Origin of the sequence: Pseudarthrobacter sp. N5, from assembly GCF_050157035.1 — a bacterium.
Taxonomy (GTDB): Bacteria; Actinomycetota; Actinomycetes; order Actinomycetales; family Micrococcaceae; genus Arthrobacter.
This window is the reverse complement of sequence record NZ_CP189593.1, coordinates 3,385,786-3,402,676: the sequence shown is the minus strand read 5'-3', so window position 1 is coordinate 3,402,676 and position 16,891 is coordinate 3,385,786. Positions and strand designations below refer to the sequence as shown.

At 61.7% G+C, this 16,891-nt stretch carries 16 protein-coding genes; 8 read left to right on the top strand and 8 right to left on the bottom strand.

Features of this window, described 5'->3' with window-relative positions:
* Nucleotides 1-60 precede the first annotated feature (60 nt).
* From ACQCST_RS16305 to ACQCST_RS16290, 4 genes are all read right to left on the bottom strand, one after another.
* Nucleotides 61-432 (bottom strand): hypothetical protein, encoded by a 372-nt coding sequence (locus ACQCST_RS16305; RefSeq protein WP_426996774.1) that lies wholly within the window; start codon nucleotides 430-432, stop codon nucleotides 61-63.
* Nucleotides 433-525: 93 nt separating this feature from the next.
* The gene (locus ACQCST_RS16300) at nucleotides 526-2,217 is read right to left on the bottom strand and encodes an alkaline phosphatase D family protein (protein ID WP_426996773.1); all 1,692 of its coding nucleotides are present in this window, start codon (nucleotides 2,215-2,217) and stop codon (nucleotides 526-528) included.
* Nucleotides 2,218-2,308: 91 nt separating this feature from the next.
* Nucleotides 2,309-3,409 (bottom strand): LCP family protein, encoded by a 1,101-nt coding sequence (locus ACQCST_RS16295; protein ID WP_426996772.1) that lies wholly within the window; start codon nucleotides 3,407-3,409, stop codon nucleotides 2,309-2,311.
* 80 nt (nucleotides 3,410-3,489) lie between these two features.
* Nucleotides 3,490-4,110 carry a low molecular weight phosphatase family protein gene (locus ACQCST_RS16290; protein ID WP_426996771.1) on the bottom strand — a complete coding sequence of 207 codons (621 nt, stop codon included), beginning with the start codon at nucleotides 4,108-4,110 and terminating at the stop codon, nucleotides 3,490-3,492.
* Between the two features lie 203 nt (nucleotides 4,111-4,313).
* Here ACQCST_RS16290 and paaA point away from each other — a divergent pair, with 203 nt between their 5' ends.
* The 7 genes from paaA (at nucleotide 4,314) to galU (ending at nucleotide 10,183) form a co-directional block, all read left to right on the top strand.
* The gene (paaA, locus tag ACQCST_RS16285; RefSeq protein WP_426996769.1) at nucleotides 4,314-5,351 is read left to right on the top strand and encodes a 1,2-phenylacetyl-CoA epoxidase subunit PaaA; all 1,038 of its coding nucleotides are present in this window, start codon (nucleotides 4,314-4,316) and stop codon (nucleotides 5,349-5,351) included.
* Entirely contained in the window at nucleotides 5,348-5,656 is a 309-nt protein-coding gene (gene paaB, locus ACQCST_RS16280; protein WP_426996768.1) for a 1,2-phenylacetyl-CoA epoxidase subunit PaaB, read from the top strand. The genes paaA and paaB overlap by 4 nt, the downstream gene beginning before the upstream one ends.
* A complete protein-coding gene (paaC, locus tag ACQCST_RS16275; protein ID WP_426996767.1) occupies nucleotides 5,653-6,519 on the top strand; it encodes a 1,2-phenylacetyl-CoA epoxidase subunit PaaC in 867 nt (288 codons plus the stop codon). Before paaB ends, paaC begins: the two co-directional genes overlap by 4 nt.
* A gap of 5 nt (nucleotides 6,520-6,524) precedes the next feature.
* On the top strand, nucleotides 6,525-7,094 hold the full coding sequence (gene paaD / locus ACQCST_RS16270; protein WP_426999203.1) for a 1,2-phenylacetyl-CoA epoxidase subunit PaaD: 570 nt from the start codon (nucleotides 6,525-6,527) through the stop codon (nucleotides 7,092-7,094).
* Between the two features lie 15 nt (nucleotides 7,095-7,109).
* Entirely contained in the window at nucleotides 7,110-8,348 is a 1,239-nt protein-coding gene (paaE, locus tag ACQCST_RS16265; protein WP_426996766.1) for a 1,2-phenylacetyl-CoA epoxidase subunit PaaE, read from the top strand.
* A 75-nt stretch (nucleotides 8,349-8,423) separates the two neighbouring features.
* Nucleotides 8,424-9,203, top strand: a complete 780-nt coding sequence (locus tag ACQCST_RS16260) for an enoyl-CoA hydratase/isomerase family protein (protein ID WP_426996765.1) — start codon at nucleotides 8,424-8,426, stop codon at nucleotides 9,201-9,203.
* Nucleotides 9,204-9,295: 92 nt separating this feature from the next.
* Nucleotides 9,296-10,183 (top strand): UTP--glucose-1-phosphate uridylyltransferase GalU, encoded by an 888-nt coding sequence (gene galU, locus ACQCST_RS16255; protein WP_426996764.1) that lies wholly within the window; start codon nucleotides 9,296-9,298, stop codon nucleotides 10,181-10,183.
* On the opposite strand, the gene ACQCST_RS16250 is transcribed toward galU, so the two are convergent.
* The 4 genes from ACQCST_RS16250 to ACQCST_RS16235 form a co-directional block, all read right to left on the bottom strand.
* Nucleotides 10,113-10,580 carry a VanZ family protein gene (locus ACQCST_RS16250; RefSeq protein WP_426996763.1) on the bottom strand — a complete coding sequence of 156 codons (468 nt, stop codon included), beginning with the start codon at nucleotides 10,578-10,580 and terminating at the stop codon, nucleotides 10,113-10,115. The genes galU and ACQCST_RS16250 overlap by 71 nt on opposite strands.
* 240 nt (nucleotides 10,581-10,820) lie before the next feature.
* Nucleotides 10,821-11,396, bottom strand: coding sequence for an LPXTG cell wall anchor domain-containing protein (locus ACQCST_RS16245; RefSeq protein ID WP_426996762.1), 576 nt, complete (start codon nucleotides 11,394-11,396; stop codon nucleotides 10,821-10,823).
* Between the two features lie 167 nt (nucleotides 11,397-11,563).
* Entirely contained in the window at nucleotides 11,564-13,318 is a 1,755-nt protein-coding gene (locus ACQCST_RS16240) for a DUF4012 domain-containing protein (protein WP_426999202.1), read from the bottom strand.
* 258 nt (nucleotides 13,319-13,576) lie between these two features.
* Nucleotides 13,577-15,016, bottom strand: coding sequence for a sugar transferase (locus tag ACQCST_RS16235; protein WP_426999201.1), 1,440 nt, complete (start codon nucleotides 15,014-15,016; stop codon nucleotides 13,577-13,579).
* A 598-nt stretch (nucleotides 15,017-15,614) separates the two neighbouring features.
* Here ACQCST_RS16235 and ACQCST_RS16230 point away from each other — a divergent pair.
* Nucleotides 15,615-16,868 carry a hypothetical protein gene (locus ACQCST_RS16230; RefSeq protein WP_426996761.1) on the top strand — a complete coding sequence of 418 codons (1,254 nt, stop codon included), beginning with the start codon at nucleotides 15,615-15,617 and terminating at the stop codon, nucleotides 16,866-16,868.
* Nucleotides 16,869-16,891 lie beyond the last annotated feature (23 nt).

The window sequence follows — 16,891 nt, the reverse complement described above, 5'->3', positions numbered from 1 at the left end:
CAACATCCGCTGGCTCGTGCTCGTCGGAGGGTGCAATATTGGGGCTGTTTGTTGTGTACGTCACACTTCCGGATTACTGTGGTTGACGGTCGCAGCGTCGCGGCCATGCATCGACGGGAGAAGCTTTTGAACGAGAAACTCCGGGTTCTGGTAAGTCTGGATCTTGATTGTGATCACGCCCAGGTGGCCGCTCAAGGTCATGTAACAGCCCAAAGCGTCCGGGCCCTGTATGTCGTTATCAAACGGGCCAACCATCTCCGGCAGGGCATCCGGCTCGTTGTCGACGTAAGCCACGCCATAGTGGCGCCCGATGCCCTCGAGCAGCTCCTCGCCTGCTGCGAATCCCACCACCTGCCTGCTTCGATTGATCCGCTTCAGTCCGACTTCCAGCTCAGCCTCGTGGCGCCCGCCGACGCCGGATCCCACCTTCACGCCGGATCCCGCATGGATTCCGGGTCGCACGCTGCCCCGGTGGCCGTGGCAGCCTGAGGCCGCGCCCTGGAACCGGCCCGGTTCCACAGCGGGCTACACCTCCGGCGTCAGTGCCTTGGAGTAGAGCACTGAGCCGTTGGCATTGCGCAGGCTTGCCGTAAACGTCGCGTCCTCGCCCAGTTCAACGTGGCCGAAGTACTGGTTTTCGCCGTCGCGCGGGGATTCGCCGGCGAAGCGGCCGGCTTTGGAGAACACCACTTCCGGGCCGAAGGTTCCGTCCATGGGGTTGGGGCCGAAGGAACCGGCGGCAATGGGGCCGGCCACGAATTCCCAGAACGGATCAAAGTCCGTGAACGCTGCGCGCTCGGGGGAGTAGTGGTGCGCGGCGCAGTAGTGGACGTCGGCGGTCAGCCACACCACGTTTTTAACCCGGTTGCGCTTGAATGCGCTCAGCACGCCTGCGATCTCCAGCTCGCGGCCCAGTGGTGCCCCGTTGTCCCGGTTGGACACGCTTTCCTGGTTTACCGGACCGTCCGGGACGATGATCCCCAGTGGCAGGTCCGCGGCAATGACCTTCCACGTGGCTTGGGAATTCCGGACCTCGCTGATCAGCCAGTCCACCTGCTCCTGGCCCAGGATGTTCGTTGCGTAAGGTTCCTTGCCGTCGGTGTTGGGAGATTTGAAGGTGCGCATGTCAAGGCAGAAGATGTCCAGCTGCGGGCCGCGGGAGATCTTCCGGTAGATGCGCGCCGGCTGGTACTGGCCGCCGTCGTACGTTCCCGGGCGCCACAGCGCCGAAGTCTCTGCGATGGGCATGTTCTCCTGCCACGCCTGGCGTCCGCGGGCCGCGAGCACATTGACATCCCGCACGGTGTAGCGGGCGTCGTCGATGATCTGGCCGGGATACCAGTTGTTGTGGGTTTCGTGGTCGTCCCACTGTGCGATCACGGGGACCTCTGCGAACATGGCACGCATGTTGGCGTCCAGGGAGTTGTAGCGGTGCCGGCCGCGGAACTCGGTCAGCGTCTCGGCCACTTTGGAGACTTCCTCCGTGACGATGTTGCGCCAGATCTGCCCGTCCTTCTCCGTGACGGTGGCGGCGATGGGGCCGTCTGCGTAGATGGTGTCGCCGGAGTGGATGAAGAAGTCCGGGCGGGTGTTGTGCATGGCGCGGTAGCCGCGCATGCCGCCGATTTCCTCGTTGATGCCCCAGCCCTGGCCGGCGGTGTCGCCGGTCCAGACGAAAGTTTGGGCGGACGACGACGGCGAGTCCCCCTGCGCAGGCACCTTGCCTTTGGCATCGGTGGACTTCGCGCCGGGTGCCTCCGCGTCGGGTGCCGTGCGGAAGCCTCCCTTGACGGCCTCGGAGGCAGCGCCGTCGCCGTCTTCGAAGCTGAGTTCAAGGGCGAACCGCGTGTTTGCCGGGAGTTTCTCGGCCTGGATCTTGGCCGTGAAGTCGCTGGCCTCGGTGGCCCACGGACCGCGGATGGTGCGGCTGAAGCCGAAGCGTCCGCGCAGCACCTCGCCGCCGGCGTCGACTGCCTGCAGCGTCGCCGTGATCCTGCCCGGTCCGGAGGCCCGGGACCAGAGGACGGCCGAATCGGAGGTGACGTCGCCGGTGGCGATACCGCTGGGCAGCGTGAGGCGCTGGCGGACCAGAGGAACAGCTGAGGGCGCGGCCGGGGTGGCTGAGGCAGCGGCTGCACCGGCCGCAGTGACGCCGCCGGCCAGGGCTGCTGCGGCGAGGGAGCTTTTGACAAGGCTGCGGCGCGAAAATTCAGTCATGTCTCCACGCTGGCGGCCGCCGGTGAACAGCGGGTGAGGCGGGTGTGAACTGCATGAGTAGAGCCGGCAAGCAGGAAGAGCAGATACCGGGTCAGGGGTTGGCAGCCGCGTACTCGCCCAGCTTGCCCTGGGCAAGCGCGGCGGAGACTTCTGCGATTCCGGCGTAGTCCGGCAGCACTATCGATTGACCGTCCGTGGTCATGCCGGTTCCAGCCGTGGGAAGCGTGAAGAATGTCATGGCCTCCGGGGACAGTCCGCGGAGGCTGAAGCCCAGGCGGGCAATACCCATCAGATCCAGGCCCGGGTCCGTGGTCAGGTAGGGCAATAGGGACATCACCACCTTGAGCGCGGTGGCCGGTTCAGACAGGGTCCCGGAGCTTAAGAGCTTGGCGGCGACGGCCCGCAGGTAGCTCTGCTGGTTGCGCACCCGCTGGTAGTCGCCGTCCGCGAACGCGTACCTTTCGCGGACGAATTCGAGGGCTTGGGCGCCGTTGAGGTTGTTCACGCCGGCCGGAAAATCGTGCTGGGAATCGTGGGTGGAGGTGAAGGGCAACCGGACGTCCACCGGCACCCCGCCGAGGGCGTCGGCAAGGCCCTTGAATCCCTCAAAGTCCATCATGACGGTGTGGTCGATGTGGGTGTTCAGCAGCGTCTCCACGGTCTGTACCACCAGCGGGGTACCGCCTGTCTCCAGGCCCGCATTGATTTTCGAGGCTCCGTAGCCCGGGATGTCCACCCAGAGATCGCGCATGATGGAGATGCCGTAGATCCGCTGGCGGTCAGCCGGAACGTGGACCAGGATGATCGCATCTGCACGTTGATCTGCGGTGCCGCCGGTCGCGGCGGCCTGGGCCGCTTCATCGCGGGCGTTGCCGCGGCTATCGCTGCCGATCAGCAGAATGTTCATGGCAACCGGCGGGGGATCCGGCGTCGGTGTTGGCGTCGGATCCGGAGCAGCAGTCTCCGAGGGGGTGGGCGTAACCACGGCAGGGGCAGTTTCAATGCTGACGCCACGGGCAGCACCGCTTCCGGCGAGATTTACGAGGTACGCGGCGGTTCCCATGGCTGCTACGAGCACTGCGGCAAGGATCGCAATCAGCATGCGCCGGCGCCTGCCCGTTTCGACGTTCCGCCCGGGAGGGACGGCCGGCTGTTGATCGGCACCGCCGCCTGTTTCTGGCTGGTTCCCCATGAGGGGACGTTACCACCAAAGAGTGCCCGTGAGCGGGGAATTTCAGTGACGCGCCGCACGGAACGCCCGACGACGGCGGATCAGCCCGCAGCGGGGGCGTTCAGCCGGGCATAGCGAAGGATTGAGATGATCGCGGGCGCCAGTTCGTCTTCCATCTGCCGGTAGTGATCTTCGCTGCGGCGAAACGGGTCAATGACGTCGTTGTCTGCGGCGTCCGCCGCCAGGGACAGGTGCCTGACCGATGCGGCACGCGCCGGCAGTCCGCGCCACAGCGTGCGGCTGTCCGTGGCTGGCGCGTTTCCACCGTGCTTCTGCAGCCGCTCACGCTCCTCGAGGACATCCAGCATGCGGGCGAACTCGCGGATGGTGAACGTGCGCTTGAGCAGGGACGCGTCCAGCTCGAGCACTTCGCCCCGGTGCTTGGCAGTCATGGTCAGCACAATATCCGTGGCACCGAGAATCTCCCGGGTCAGCTGCCGCGAGGCGAAATCGTGGGCGCTGCCTCCAAAGGTGCGGATGATGTCCGCGGACAGGGGCTGGATGGGTTCGCCCACCATGGCCCTGGTGCCCGCACTCGCGACCTCGAAGCCGTGCGGCAGGACCTGGTCCAGGCCGGCCTGCAGGAGCCGCTCCGCCACGGGGGAGCGGCAGATGTTGCCTGTGCAGACGGTCAGGATTCGGACAGGTGTTGGCGGTTCCACGGTGATGGCCCTTTCCGGCTGGCGTGTCGGATCGGGACGATCCCCACACTTCAACTTAACACGCCAGGGCCCGGTGGTCCCGGGCAAATCGCCCGGCCGCCGCGCACACGGGTGCTTGACGCATCTCACAGCTCCCGCATATCCTGAACGAACGGTCGGTAATTATTTATTGATGTACGCACGGTCTACGCATAGGAGCAACCATGGCATCGCAGAATCTGCAGTCAGTGCCCGCTGAGAAGTCCCCGGAGGGCCGGATGTCGCCGGAGGAACTGGAAGAGGCTGCCCAGCGTGACGCAGACGGCCAGGCGAACTTTGACCGCGTCATGGCGGATGACTCCCGGATCGAGCCCAAAGACTGGATGCCGGCCGCCTACCGCAAGACTCTCCTTCGCCAGATCTCCCAGCACGCGCACTCGGAGATCATCGGCATGCAGCCGGAGGCCAACTGGATTTCCCGTGCCCCCAGCCTGAAGCGCAAGGCCATCCTGATGGCCAAGGTCCAGGACGAGGCCGGCCACGGGCTCTACCTGTACTCCGCCGCGGAAACCCTGGGTCAGCCGCGCGACCGGATGATGGACGACCTCATCGCCGGCAAGGCCCGCTATTCCTCCATCTTCAACTACCCCGCGGTGACGTGGGCGGACATGGGCGCGATCGGCTGGCTGGTTGACGGTGCTGCCATCTGCAACCAGGTGCCGTTGTGCCGGGCGTCGTTCGGCCCTTACGGCCGGGCCATGGTCCGGGTGTGCAAGGAGGAGTCCTTCCACCAGCGCCAGGGCTTCGAGATCCTGCTGGAACTCTCCAACGGAACTCCGGACCAGAAGCAGATGGCCCAGGAGGCCGTGAACCGCTGGTACGCCCCCAGCCTCATGATGTTCGGCCCGCCGGATGACGATTCGCCCAACTCCAAGCAGTCCATGGCCTGGAACATCAAGCGCTTCAGCAATGACGAACTGCGCAGCCGGTTCGTCGGCATGATGGTGGAGCAGGTCCGGGTGCTGGGGCTCACGCTCCCGGACAGCGAGGTCCGCTTCAACGAGGACACCAGGAAGTGGGAGCACGGACCGCTGGACTGGGAAGAGTTCAAGGAAGTGCTGGCCGGCCGCGGCCCCTGCAACGCCCAGCGCCTGGAGCGCCGCCGGCAAGCGCACGACGACGGCGCCTGGGTCCGCGAGGCAGCCGCCGCCTATGCGGCAAAACAGTCCCGCCAGCAAGCAGAGAAGGAATCCGCAGCATGATCCCCAACGAATCGCTCCCCACCGGAAACGCCTGGGGACTCTGGGAAGTCTTTGTCCGTTCCAGCCGCGGCCTCTCCCACGTCCATGCCGGGTCCCTGCATGCCCCGGACGCCGCGATGGCCCTGCGCAACGCCCGTGACCTCTACACCCGGCGCAATGAAGGCGTGTCCATCTGGGTTGTCCCCGCGGACGCCATTGCTTCCAGCGATCCGGATGCCAAGGGCTCGTTCTTCGAGTCCCCGCAGGGCAAGGACTACCGCCATGCCACGTATTACACCAAGAGCGAAGGCGTGAAGCACCTGTGAGCCACTCTCCTGAAATTCCTACGGCCTTCGGCGGGGACACTGCCACCCGCATTACGCCGGGCAACGCGCTCCGTCCGGAGGACATTGCGCTCGAAGTCCGGCGCGGCACTGCCAGGCCCACTGCGGATGTTGCCGAGTTCGCGCTCCGCCTGGGCGATGACGCACTGATCCTGGCCCAGCGCCTGGGCCACTGGATCTCGCGGGCGCCCGAGCTGGAGGAAGACGTGGCCCTGGGCAACATCGCCTTGGACCAGCTGGGCCATGCCCGCTCCTTCCTCAGCTACGCCGGCGGCGGGCTGGACAAGAGCGAGGACGATCTGGCCTATTTCCGCCGCGAGCCCGAGTTCCGTTCCGCCCACCTCTTTGAGCAGCCGAACGGTGATTTTGCCGTCACCATCGCGCGCCAGTTTGTGGTGAGCTACTACCAGTTCGAGCTGTACCGCCGCCTGACGGAATCCACTGATGCCACGCTCGCCGCCATCTCGGCCAAGGCTGTGAAGGAAGTGGATTACCACCGTGACCACAGCGCACAGTGGGTATTGCGGCTGGCCCTGGGCACGGATGAATCGCGCCGGCGGATCACAGAGGCTTTCAAACTTATCTGGCCGTATGTGGACGAGCTTTTCGAGGATGATGAGCTGACCACGCGCCTGACCGAAACGGGCGCCGCCGTCGAGCCGTCCGGCCTGCGGGCGGACTTTGACCGCCTCACCGGCCGGATGCTCGCCGAAGCGGAGCTGGAGGTTCCCCAGATGCCTGCCGCCCCGGGCGGTGGCCGCCGCGGGAAGCATTCCGAGCACCTGGGCTATATGCTCGCAGAAATGCAGGTGCTGGCACGGGAGCATCCGGGGGCCAGCTGGTGACCGGTGTGGACGTGTATGTGAAGCACGCCGGCCCCGGCCGCAGCGCGTCCCAGGGCGCCACCGCGGAGCAGAAGGTGTGGGCCATCGCCGCCACAGTCTGCGATCCGGAAATCCCCGTGCTCAGCATCGAGGACCTGGGGATCCTCCGCAACGTTGAACTGTTCGACGACGGCGGGTTCCTGCCCGCCGTGCAGGTCACCATCACCCCCACGTACTCCGGGTGCCCGGCCATGGACGCCATCCGTGACGATCTCAAGGCTGCGTTCCACGAGGAGGGCTACCCCAGCGTCCATGTGGAACTGGTGCTTGCACCGGCGTGGACCACGGACTGGATGACGGAGGCCGGAAAGGCCAAGCTCCAGGAATATGGCATTGCGCCGCCGTCCGGACTAGCCGCCGCCGGCGGACTGGGACATGCCTCCGGCGGCCCGGTCCGCCTGACCCTCGCCGTGAAATGCCCGCAATGCTCGTCGCTGAACACCAAGGAACTCACCCGCTTCGGTTCCACCTCCTGCAAGGCGCTGTACGTCTGCCAGGACTGCAAGGAACCGTTCGACTACTTCAAAGTTTTGTAAGGAACAGGTGCCCCCATGCCCGTTGTCCGCCAGACTGCCGCCGAAGGGGCAACAGCCTCCGGCCGCCGTCGTCCGTCATTCCACACCCTCACCGTCGAGGAGGTGCGCCGGCTCACCGAAGATGCCATTGAGGTGACCTTCGGGGTGCCTGCCGAGCTTGCCGGGCAGTTCGACTATCTGCCGGGCCAGTATGTGGCACTGCGCACCACGCTGCCGGATGAGGACGGCGAGCTGCATGCGGTGCGGCGCAGCTACTCCATCTGTGCCGAGCCCCAGAGCTTCGCGGACGGCAGCAGCGAGATCCGGGTGGCCATCAAGAAGGACCTGGGCGGGCTGTTTTCCACGTGGGCCAACGCCCAGCTCAAGGCCGGCGACGAGCTGGACGTCATGAGCCCCATGGGCGCGTTCGTCTCCAAGCACGGCAGGGACGGCACGGCTGTCCAGCAAAACGTGATGAACTCGATGAACCACCCCCAGAACTTGGCAGGCGAGCTGGCAGGGGAGCCGGGTTCGTTTGTGGCCATTGCCGCAGGGTCCGGCATCACCCCGGTGATCGCCATCGCCCGCACGCTGCTGGCGGCGAACCCGGACACCCGCTTTGACCTGATCTACGCCAACAAGGCGGCCATGGATGTCATGTTCCTGGAGGAGCTCGCGGACCTGAAGGACAAATACCCCGCCAGGCTGGCGCTGCACCACGTGTTGTCCCGGGAGCAGCGAATCGCTCCGCTCATGACCGGCAGGATCGACGCCGAGAAGCTCCGGGCGCTGCTGGGCACCGCCATACACAGCGAGGACGTGGACGAATGGTTCCTTTGCGGGCCGTTCGAGCTGGTGCAGCTGTGCCGGGATACCCTTGCGGAACGCGGAGTGAAGCCGGAGCACATCCGCTTTGAACTGTTCAGTTCGGGCAAGCCGGACCGTCCCGAGGGCAATGCAGGGCGCCCGGTCATCGAGGACAGCTCCAAGGACACGTACAAGATCACGTTCAAGCTGGACGGGCTGCAGGGCGATGTCACCAGCCCCACCCACGCCCGCGAATCCATCCTCAACGCGGCCCTGCGGGTGCGCCCGGATGTGCCGTTCGCGTGTGCCGGCGGTGTGTGCGGAACGTGCCGCGCCAAGCTGGTCACCGGCACCGTGACCATGGACGAAAACTACGCACTGGAGCAGGATGAGCTGGACAAGGGCTATGTGCTCACCTGCCAGTCCCACCCCACCAGCGCCGCAGTCACCGTCGACTTCGACGTCTAACGGGGGTCGAGCCTGTCGCGACCCCCAGTGGTTGAGCTTGTCGAAACCCTCGAACCCCGTCCTCAAGGAGCCCGCATGATCTCTCTCTCCATCGCAAACGGCATCGCCGAAGTGGTGCTGGACGCGCCGCACAAGCTGAACTCCCTGGATGAGCAGGCGCTCAAGGACTTGGGCACCGCGTACGACGGCGCCGCTGCCGCCGCCTCGCGCGGCGAGGTGCGGGCCCTTCTGCTCAGGGGAGAGGGACGCGCCTTCTGCGCCGGACGGGACATTGCCGGCGTGACGCCGGAAAGCGATGATGCCCAGGCGTACCTGGGCGGGCTGGTACAGCCGCTGCTGAAGAAGATGAGTGCCTTCCCCGCACCCACCTTCGCGGCCGCGCAGGGCGCGTGCCTCGGGGTGGGGCTGGGGCTGCTGCTGGCCACCGACGTGGTGTACGTGGCGGAGAACGCGAAGTTCGGTTCGCCGTTCGCCAACCTGGGGGCCACGCTGGATTCCGGCGGCCACTGGTATTTCACGGAGCGCCTGGGCATGCACCGGACCCTGGACCTGATCTACACGGCGGAGCTGATGAGCGGGTCGGATGCTGTGGCCCAGGGGATGTTCAGCCGGGCGATGCCCGCCGGGGAGTTGCTGGAATCCACCCGGGGAATAGTTGCGAGGGTTGCCACCGGTGCCACTGGGGCGTTCACAGCCAGCAAGGAACTTGTGGCCCACATCAGAGATCAGCGTCTGGGATTGTGGGCGGCCATGGAAGAGGAAAACGCGGAACAGGCACGGCTGTGCAAGAGCGAGGACTATGCCGAAGGATTCCGTGCATTCCAGGAGAAGCGGATCCCGGAATTCAAGGGATAGCGGGCTGGCGCCGGTGGTCGAGCTCGTCGAATCGGGCCGCCTGTAATATCGCGGGGATTTCATTTTCCAATTCCCGCTTGTAATGTTCGGATATGACTTTGGGGAAATCAATTAGAAAAGCAGTATTTCCGGTCGCGGGATTGGGCACGCGCTTTCTGCCCGCTACAAAAGCGATGCCGAAGGAAATGTTACCGGTGGTGGATCAGCCGGCCATCCAGTACGTGGTTGAGGAAGCCGTCAAGGCTGGCCTGACCGATCTCCTGATGATCACCGGGCGCAATAAGCGCTCGCTGGAGGACCATTTCGACCGCGAACCGGCACTTGAACGTGCCTTGGAATTGAAGGGCGATACGGGCCGCCTGGATGCCGTGCAGCATGCCTCCGGCCTAGGGCCCATCCAATACGTGCGGCAGGGCGAACCCAAGGGCCTGGGGCATGCGGTGCTCTGTGCGCGCCAGCATGTGGGCGACGAGCCGTTCGCCGTCCTCCTCGGTGACGATCTGATCGATGAGCGCGACGAGCTGCTGACCACCATGATGGACGTCCAGGCCAGGACGGGCGGGTCCGTGATTGCCCTGATCGAGGTGGATCCGTCGCAGATCGGCGCCTATGGCTGCGCGGACATCACCGCCATCGACGGAGAGGATTTCGTCCGGGTCAACAGCCTCGTGGAGAAACCGTCCGTTGCGGAGGCGCCGTCAAACCTTGCGGTCATTGGCCGGTACGTGCTTCATCCGGCAGTGTTCGATGTCCTGGAGGGGACTGAGCCCGGCCGCGGCGGGGAAATCCAGCTGACGGACGGACTCCAGACCCTGGCTGCAGCAGAGGAAGGGCCCGGCGTCTACGGAGTGGTGTTCAAGGGCCGCCGGTACGATACCGGGGACAAGCTCAGCTATCTGAAGGCCGTCATCACCATCGCCTCCGAACGGCCGGAGTTCGGGGAGGACCTGAAGTCCTGGATGAAGGGTTTCCTGAACTAGCTGCCGCAAGCACTACACCTATGACAGCACCCAAGGTATTTGTTACCAGATCCAACGGGCTCGCGAAGCGGTGGTCAAGAAACAGGGACTGACCCAGCTCCATGCAGCTGGATGCCAGCAGACCCAGGAGTGCGTTCTGCCACCATCTGTTTTCTCGGAAGGCCAATGCTGCCGCGAAACCCATCGGCACAAAAAGCAGGACATTTGCCGAGGCTTCCACGAACTGGTAGTTGAACCAATGCGGAATGCGGTGGGCGTGTAGCCAGGCAAGGATTTCGGAGAGTGTACCCTGAACCGGTTTGTCCACTGGACTGGGCCAGAAGCCGATGAGGGCGAGAAAGGCTAGATACGTTGCCAGGATCGAACGCCAGGCGCGGTATTGGCTCAGCGAGGTCATTCAGCCCCTCATGAGCTTCGGAGAATGGCAACAGCTGCCGTCCCGATCGAGACGGCAGCCAGCAACACCAGAAGGATATACGGCAGGGATTCCTGCGGGGGCAGCGGAAAAGAAAAGTCGAGCCGCATGCGTCTTCTCCGCCAATGTCTCCCCATACATTTATGAATACCACAAAGGGTGGGTGGTTTCCGGTTTTTCCGGAGACCACCCACCCTCTGGTGGAGCTAGTTTTGCTGAGCGCTATGCCGAGGCGACGTCAGTCTTGGCGCGGCGGCGAACAACAACTACCGAGGTTGCGCCTGCGGCCAGTGCGCCGGCGCCCACCAGGGTCCACAGGATGAGGCTGGCATCGGCGCCGGTGTTAGGCAGGCCAGTGGCCGAGCCTGCGACTGAAACTGCGCCCACAACGGTCACGCTTGTGCTAACGGTCCTCCCGGAGGTGCGACCGGTTGCTGTCAGCGTGTAGGTTCCTGCTTCGCTGATGGTCATCGGGAAGGCAAAGTTGCCGCTGCCATCGGCGGTGGTGTTGAAGGTCTGCGGTGCGAGGAAGACGCTGATCTTGCCGGCCACGGAGCGGCTACCGGCGATGCTTGCGCCGTTTGCAGCGGGCGGGTTGCCCGGAGTGACAGTGATGGTCAGTGGCTCTCCGGCCAGAAAGCCCTTGCCGGAGAAGGTGAAGGATTCGCCCGGACCAACGGTGCCGTCAGAAACTGCGGCGTTGGCCGGCGGAGCCGGGTAGGTGGTTGCCATGGCCGGAACTGCCCCGGCGAGTGCGATGGATCCTGCGAGTGCGATTGCTGCAATAGACTTTTTCATGTGTCCCCCTGAGACCCTGAATACGGTTGTCACTTAGCGGTGGAGATTTCCAATCCCCCGAATGACCGTAGGTTGAAATCTCGTTACTTTGCCCACACAGACGTTACCACCTGATATTGGTGATACCAAAGTGATTCAAGACGCTTTACATACTGTTAACGTGTTGTCTATTTTGCTCGAGTGCAATGGGCGGGTTCTGCGTTCAGAACGACTTCCTTGACTGCTTGCACGGTGGGCGTGACAACCACGTTAGGCTCGGTGCGCTGGACGATCTTGCTGAAAGTTATCTCGTCCGTGTGGCTTTGTCCCGGCGCCAACATGGTCGTCACCGTCCCTACCGGCCGTTCGCCGTGGTGCTGGGCACCGAATGCAACCTTCTTCCCGTCCTGGGCCGCGGTCTCAACCTGGGCCTGTACAGGACCGTAGACCACAACATTGCTCTGGACAGTTCCTGCAGGTACTCCGAAATTGCCGTCGCCGGTTACGTAGGCAGGCAATGAAGTTGCAGCGTCGAGAGGTGCGGTATTAGTGCTTGTTACGCGTACCTTGATCTGCGAGTACTGGTCAATGGTGCATTCCTCCACCAATTGCACGGTGCGCTTGACGTAGTAATCCATCTTCGCGCCGGTGCCGTCGTTGAAGTAAACGCCGAACTGTGCAGGAGAAACGGATGCGCCTGCAATGGAGCCGCCCAGCGGATAGTTGGCAATCACCTTTTGTTCTTCGCCGGAGGCAGACCAAAGTAGGATTCTGCGCTCTCCGGCCCCCTTGGCTACTCCATCCACGAGAGCCTTGTCATCGCCTTTGCCGGACGATAGCGCCCCGAAGATCTCCTTTGCCACGCCTGCGAAATAGGCATCCTGGAGTTGCGGCTTCGCGATTTTGGCATAGACGTCGGACAGCAGTGTTGGGACAATGTTTTTGCCGGTGAGTTCCGCGGGAAGAGCGGTTCCTATCTGCTGCTTCAGCGCTGGGTCTGTCAGCCCGACTGGACCTGTGACGTCCAGAATGTACCCCAGGGCTACGGGGTCGATGGAGATGACTCCATCCACATGCTCACCAGTTTTCCTTTCCCACATGTCCTTTGCTGTACTCGCAGCGGTGGGGAAGTCGGGAGTGAGGTTAACGTCCTGCATGTATTTCCCAATACGCGTGGAGTAGAGCTGTTCTTGCTCGGCGTCCACTGTGATGGGCGGGACGAAGTCGCCCAACTCGGCGGCGCTGGACTGAGATCCCAGCGAAAGTTTGCCTTTGTCAATCGATACGATAGCGAGTGCCCCAGGAATCCCTCCTGTAGCGCGCGCTTCGGCATTGTTTTGGATCAGTAGAAGGTAGCGTCGGGGCGTCTGGCCCCCCAACATCTCCGGGGCAATGCTTGCTGCATCGGAGGCGGCGTCTAAACCATCACGAAGGGAATCAAGTTGGTTCCTGGCCTGAATCAGTGGCACAGATACTTCAGGGAGGAGCGTATCGGCATCGATGGCGTTCAGCCGGTCAGACGATTGCCGGACGGCGTGGGCAGAAGCGAGAATCTTCGGTTTGGCTGCCACCATGGGATCGAGGTTGATCCCCTCGCCACTCGGTGCAAGTGTTTTCCAGTCGAGCGATTGGAAAACACTGACCAACGGGGCTGCGCCGAGTTTCGCTACATCATCCGCAGACGTGGCCACTTCATTGGCGGCCTGAACATTGGCGCCAATCCAAGGAAGCGTTCCGGCCAAGGTCCACACTGGATCGCTCGCCGCATCGCGGGCCTTCGCTGTGTGCGCTCTGAGATCCTGAACGGTTCGTTTAGCCGCATCGGCGTCACCGTGGGAAATGTCATTTTTTAGCTGCGGAAGCAACTGGAACGCGGCACTCAACTCTGTTCTGACAGTCGATCCTTTGATCCCTGCCCAGGCGCCGAAGACGAGGCAACCCACCGCGACCAATGCAATCCACGCACGGCCACGCGGTAAAGGGCGTCTGCGCGGATTCGGCTGTATTCGGTCGAAGCCAGAGGAGTTGTCTAGTCGAAGCTGAACTCGATCCGTCCCTGGGCCCCCATTCAACGGCGACACCCGCGCTGCTTCCCTTGATTCACCCTGGGTGAAACTAGCGGCTCTTTCAATTTCGTGCCTTCCGTGTCAGGCCATGAGGCAGGGACGATCCGAATGCTCGGTCGCCACAGAGTTACTTAGCTAGATTGCGCCAGTGCTCGCGAAAACGGCTTTGAAGGTTTTGAAGAGGATGACGATGTCTCCCATCAAAGACCAGTTTTCGACGTAGTAAAGATCAAGCCTTATGCTCTCCTCCCACTTGAGATTGGAGCGGCCGCTGACTTGCCAGAGTCCACTCATTCCTGGGCTCACATATAGGCGGCGTTGAGCGGCGTCGTCGTACAACGCAACTTCGCCCTCTCTTTGAGGCCGTGGTCCGACCAAGCTCATACTCCCTCCTAAAACATTTAGGAGTTGGGGGAGTTCGTCTAGGGAGTACTTCCGCAGAATTCCACCGATGCTCGTTATTCGCGGATCGTTGTCGACTTTGAAGAGCGGCCTAAGATCCGAACCCTGTGCCTTGAGGAGGACCTGAAGCTCCGCGTCAGCATTCGCTGTCATGGACCGGAACTTTACCATTCCAAACGTTGTTCCCCTCAGGCCGATTCGCTCCTGGCGATAGAAGACAGGTCCGGGGCTGCTTAGCTTAACGAGAAGCGCTACCGCCATGAATACTGGAGCGAGGATGGCAAGCAATATCCCAGCCAAAGAAATGTCAAACGCCCTCTTGGCTACTTTCTTGCCCCCGGTGAGCTTAGGAGTCGAAACATGTATTAGGGGCAGTCCAGCCACCGGTTGTGTATGTATTCGAGGTCCGGCAATATCTGTCAGTGCGGGAGCCAAGATCATTCCTATATCCCGGGAGGCAAGTTCCCATCCAAGTCGACGCAGGTCCTTCGGATGTAATGCCGCTCCTGCCGAAATTGCCACCGCATCAACATTCGTTGTCAGAATGGCTGACAGAATCGCCTCGTAGCCCGACTGGATACCGGTGACGGGCACAGACAAGCTTGAAAAAAGCGTTTCATCGGCGACTGCTCCAGGTAAGTGTGCGGCGACAGGAAGATAGCCAGCTGACGGAGCACTCCCAAGGGAACGTACCAAGTGGGCGGCTGACTCCGGACTCCCGATTATTAGGACCCGCGAGATGCTTCGGCCATTCCTACGGTCCGAGGCCAAGTGCTGTCGCACAAGCCAACGCGCAATCAACAGCCCCAGCATGCCGCCGGGAAATGCTAGCCCGACAAAACCTCTAGCCGTGTCGATGCGGACTGCGTAGGAAACAACTGCAACTGCAGCGAACAACCACATCGAAGCTGTCGATATGCGCTTATATTCCTCAGCGCCGGAGCCAAGGATCATTGTCTCCCTGCTGCCCCAGACGCCGAGTATCAGCCACCAGCTCGCAGCAAGGATCAACGCAAGAACAGCGTAGGTCGTGTCCTCTTCGTTCGGTGAGAGCGTTTCCGAAACACGGAAGCGGACTAGATATGCGCCGGCTACTGCCCAACAAACTACGAAGCAGTCGATAACGGAAAGCCGTTGCGCGTACCTCCTTCGCCAAATGCTATTGCCCAACACAGTCACCTACACCCCCCCTGACGTCCCCGCGACGCCAGTATGAATAATAGCGATCTTTCGACGGCCACCCGCACGTGAGGTCTTCGAAGTGACTTCTACCTGATCGAAAACCCAGTGCCGGGTTCCTGGGGCCCCCCTCCGGTCGTCGACTTGACCAGAGAGGCGCTTGTCGGTTTGCCACACCATAATGGGCTCCGATGGCGAGCAAGGATGAAGTCACTCGTCTGCCCGACAGACCTGAAAAAGGATGAGTCACAGTTGAATTCGGCTAGGTACGCAGATTCTAAATCCGGGTAGCGTCTGTGTCGATTTCAATGGGTCCGGCGTCTACAGGCACTAGGTCCAAGTCGAGATTCGATGTCATATGACCAAAATCGCACGGGTGGTCGCTTCTGACAGATGAACGGCTTTCCACCAAGGATCAGCAATCCTACCAGCCAGACCGCCCGGTTCGACCGGAGGTGAGGCAGTCACTCCGCTGTGAGATGATACCCAAGACTTCTTGGGGACCATAGGGCGTTTCTGATGACAGTTAAGAAGCTAGTCATAGGAGCGGCTTCGCCCTCGATCAACCTGAGCATCCCAAGAAAGGAGCGCCGTGTACTCCATCGCTGCGATCCTATTGGTCTATATCAAAGAACGCCGGATCACGCCGGGAGCCCTCCTGATTGCCCAGCTCTCGCTTCCAACGATCGGATTTCAGTTACTCCAAACACAAAACGGCGATGTGCCCAAAGGGTGGCTCGTATTGATTGCCCCATTACTCGTAGCCATGGGCATGTGTCTTGGACCAAAGCGGGCCAAATCTGAAGTCGATCTACGTGAGTTAAGACCAGACATCAGCGACTTTCTCAAGCACGCTTTCTGGATTCTTGGGATTCTGGCAGTGCTTCACTTCGCTATTGGTGGGATTCCTGTATTTAGTGCGAGTGTCGAAACTGAACGATTCAATCTTGGCGGAAGTGGGTTGGGTGGGTTTCCCAGCCGTGCAGTGTTGTACGCTATTCCAGCTATGGCCTTGTTGAGTTTGTCAACCGTCACAGAGCGAACGATGAAAAGCACGATCGCCATTTGGATCCTGTATATATCAACGCAACTTGCGCTAGGTTTTAAAGGTGCCGTTCTTGAAATAATACTTCTCGCCGCAATTGCCTATTTAATTCGGATTACTCGCCCTAAGTTGCGACACATCGCTATATTTGCTCTGGGCCTCTCCGCGGCGTTGCTCTATGTAGAGATTGTGCGTTCGCTTTATGCAACAACTTCCAGTGGTTCCGATAATGTATCGTACCTTATTGAACGCTCCACGACTCAAGCAATCGAGTCTGGGTATCTAGCGCTTTGGTATGCCCCAGAATTCTCCACAGGAGATTCGGCTTTTTGGCACGACTTTCAGCAGTTGATAGCGCGCTACGTCGGAATGGCGGATAGTGGTGACTACACGTTCGATATGCTGATGTCGTCAATTGTGACAGGAACCCCACTCGGCGTCGGCATGTTTATTGTTCCCGTCACAGTTGGAGGAACTGTTTATCTGATGTTCAGCCTTGAAGCTTCGTTCGTTGTGCCCGCGCTGATAGCAATAGGATGGATCTGGACATGGGCTATCTCGGCCATTAGACAACATGCAAGCATATTTGTGGCGATACTTTCGTGTGTCGCGATTATCGGCCTTCGCATGTTTCTTCTCAACGGCAACGGAGCGTATCTCCTGATCAACCTGGCCTTCGTTATCGTCATGCTCTGGATTTGTGCGCTTCCTTCTTGGTATCAGTCCGATAGTCGTTCAGACGGGTTCCTTCGGCTGAACCGCGCACCAGGTGCGATGGCAACAAGATATTCGAATGGCTAGAGCGATCCAGATGCAGGAATCAG

Coding starts and splice junctions, on each gene's coding strand:
- ACQCST_RS16245 (WP_426996762.1), bottom strand. CDS start 11,396: ATGAAAAAGTCTATTGCAGCAATCGCACTCGCAGGATCCATCGCACTC.
- galU (WP_426996764.1), top strand. CDS start 9,296: ATGACTTTGGGGAAATCAATTAGAAAAGCAGTATTTCCGGTCGCGGGA.
- paaA (WP_426996769.1), top strand. CDS start 4,314: ATGGCATCGCAGAATCTGCAGTCAGTGCCCGCTGAGAAGTCCCCGGAG.
- ACQCST_RS16295 (WP_426996772.1), bottom strand. CDS start 3,409: ATGGGGAACCAGCCAGAAACAGGCGGCGGTGCCGATCAACAGCCGGCC.
- paaB (WP_426996768.1), top strand. CDS start 5,348: ATGATCCCCAACGAATCGCTCCCCACCGGAAACGCCTGGGGACTCTGG.
- paaE (WP_426996766.1), top strand. CDS start 7,110: ATGCCCGTTGTCCGCCAGACTGCCGCCGAAGGGGCAACAGCCTCCGGC.
- ACQCST_RS16250 (WP_426996763.1), bottom strand. CDS start 10,580: ATGACCTCGCTGAGCCAATACCGCGCCTGGCGTTCGATCCTGGCAACG.
- ACQCST_RS16300 (WP_426996773.1), bottom strand. CDS start 2,217: ATGACTGAATTTTCGCGCCGCAGCCTTGTCAAAAGCTCCCTCGCCGCA.
- ACQCST_RS16260 (WP_426996765.1), top strand. CDS start 8,424: ATGATCTCTCTCTCCATCGCAAACGGCATCGCCGAAGTGGTGCTGGAC.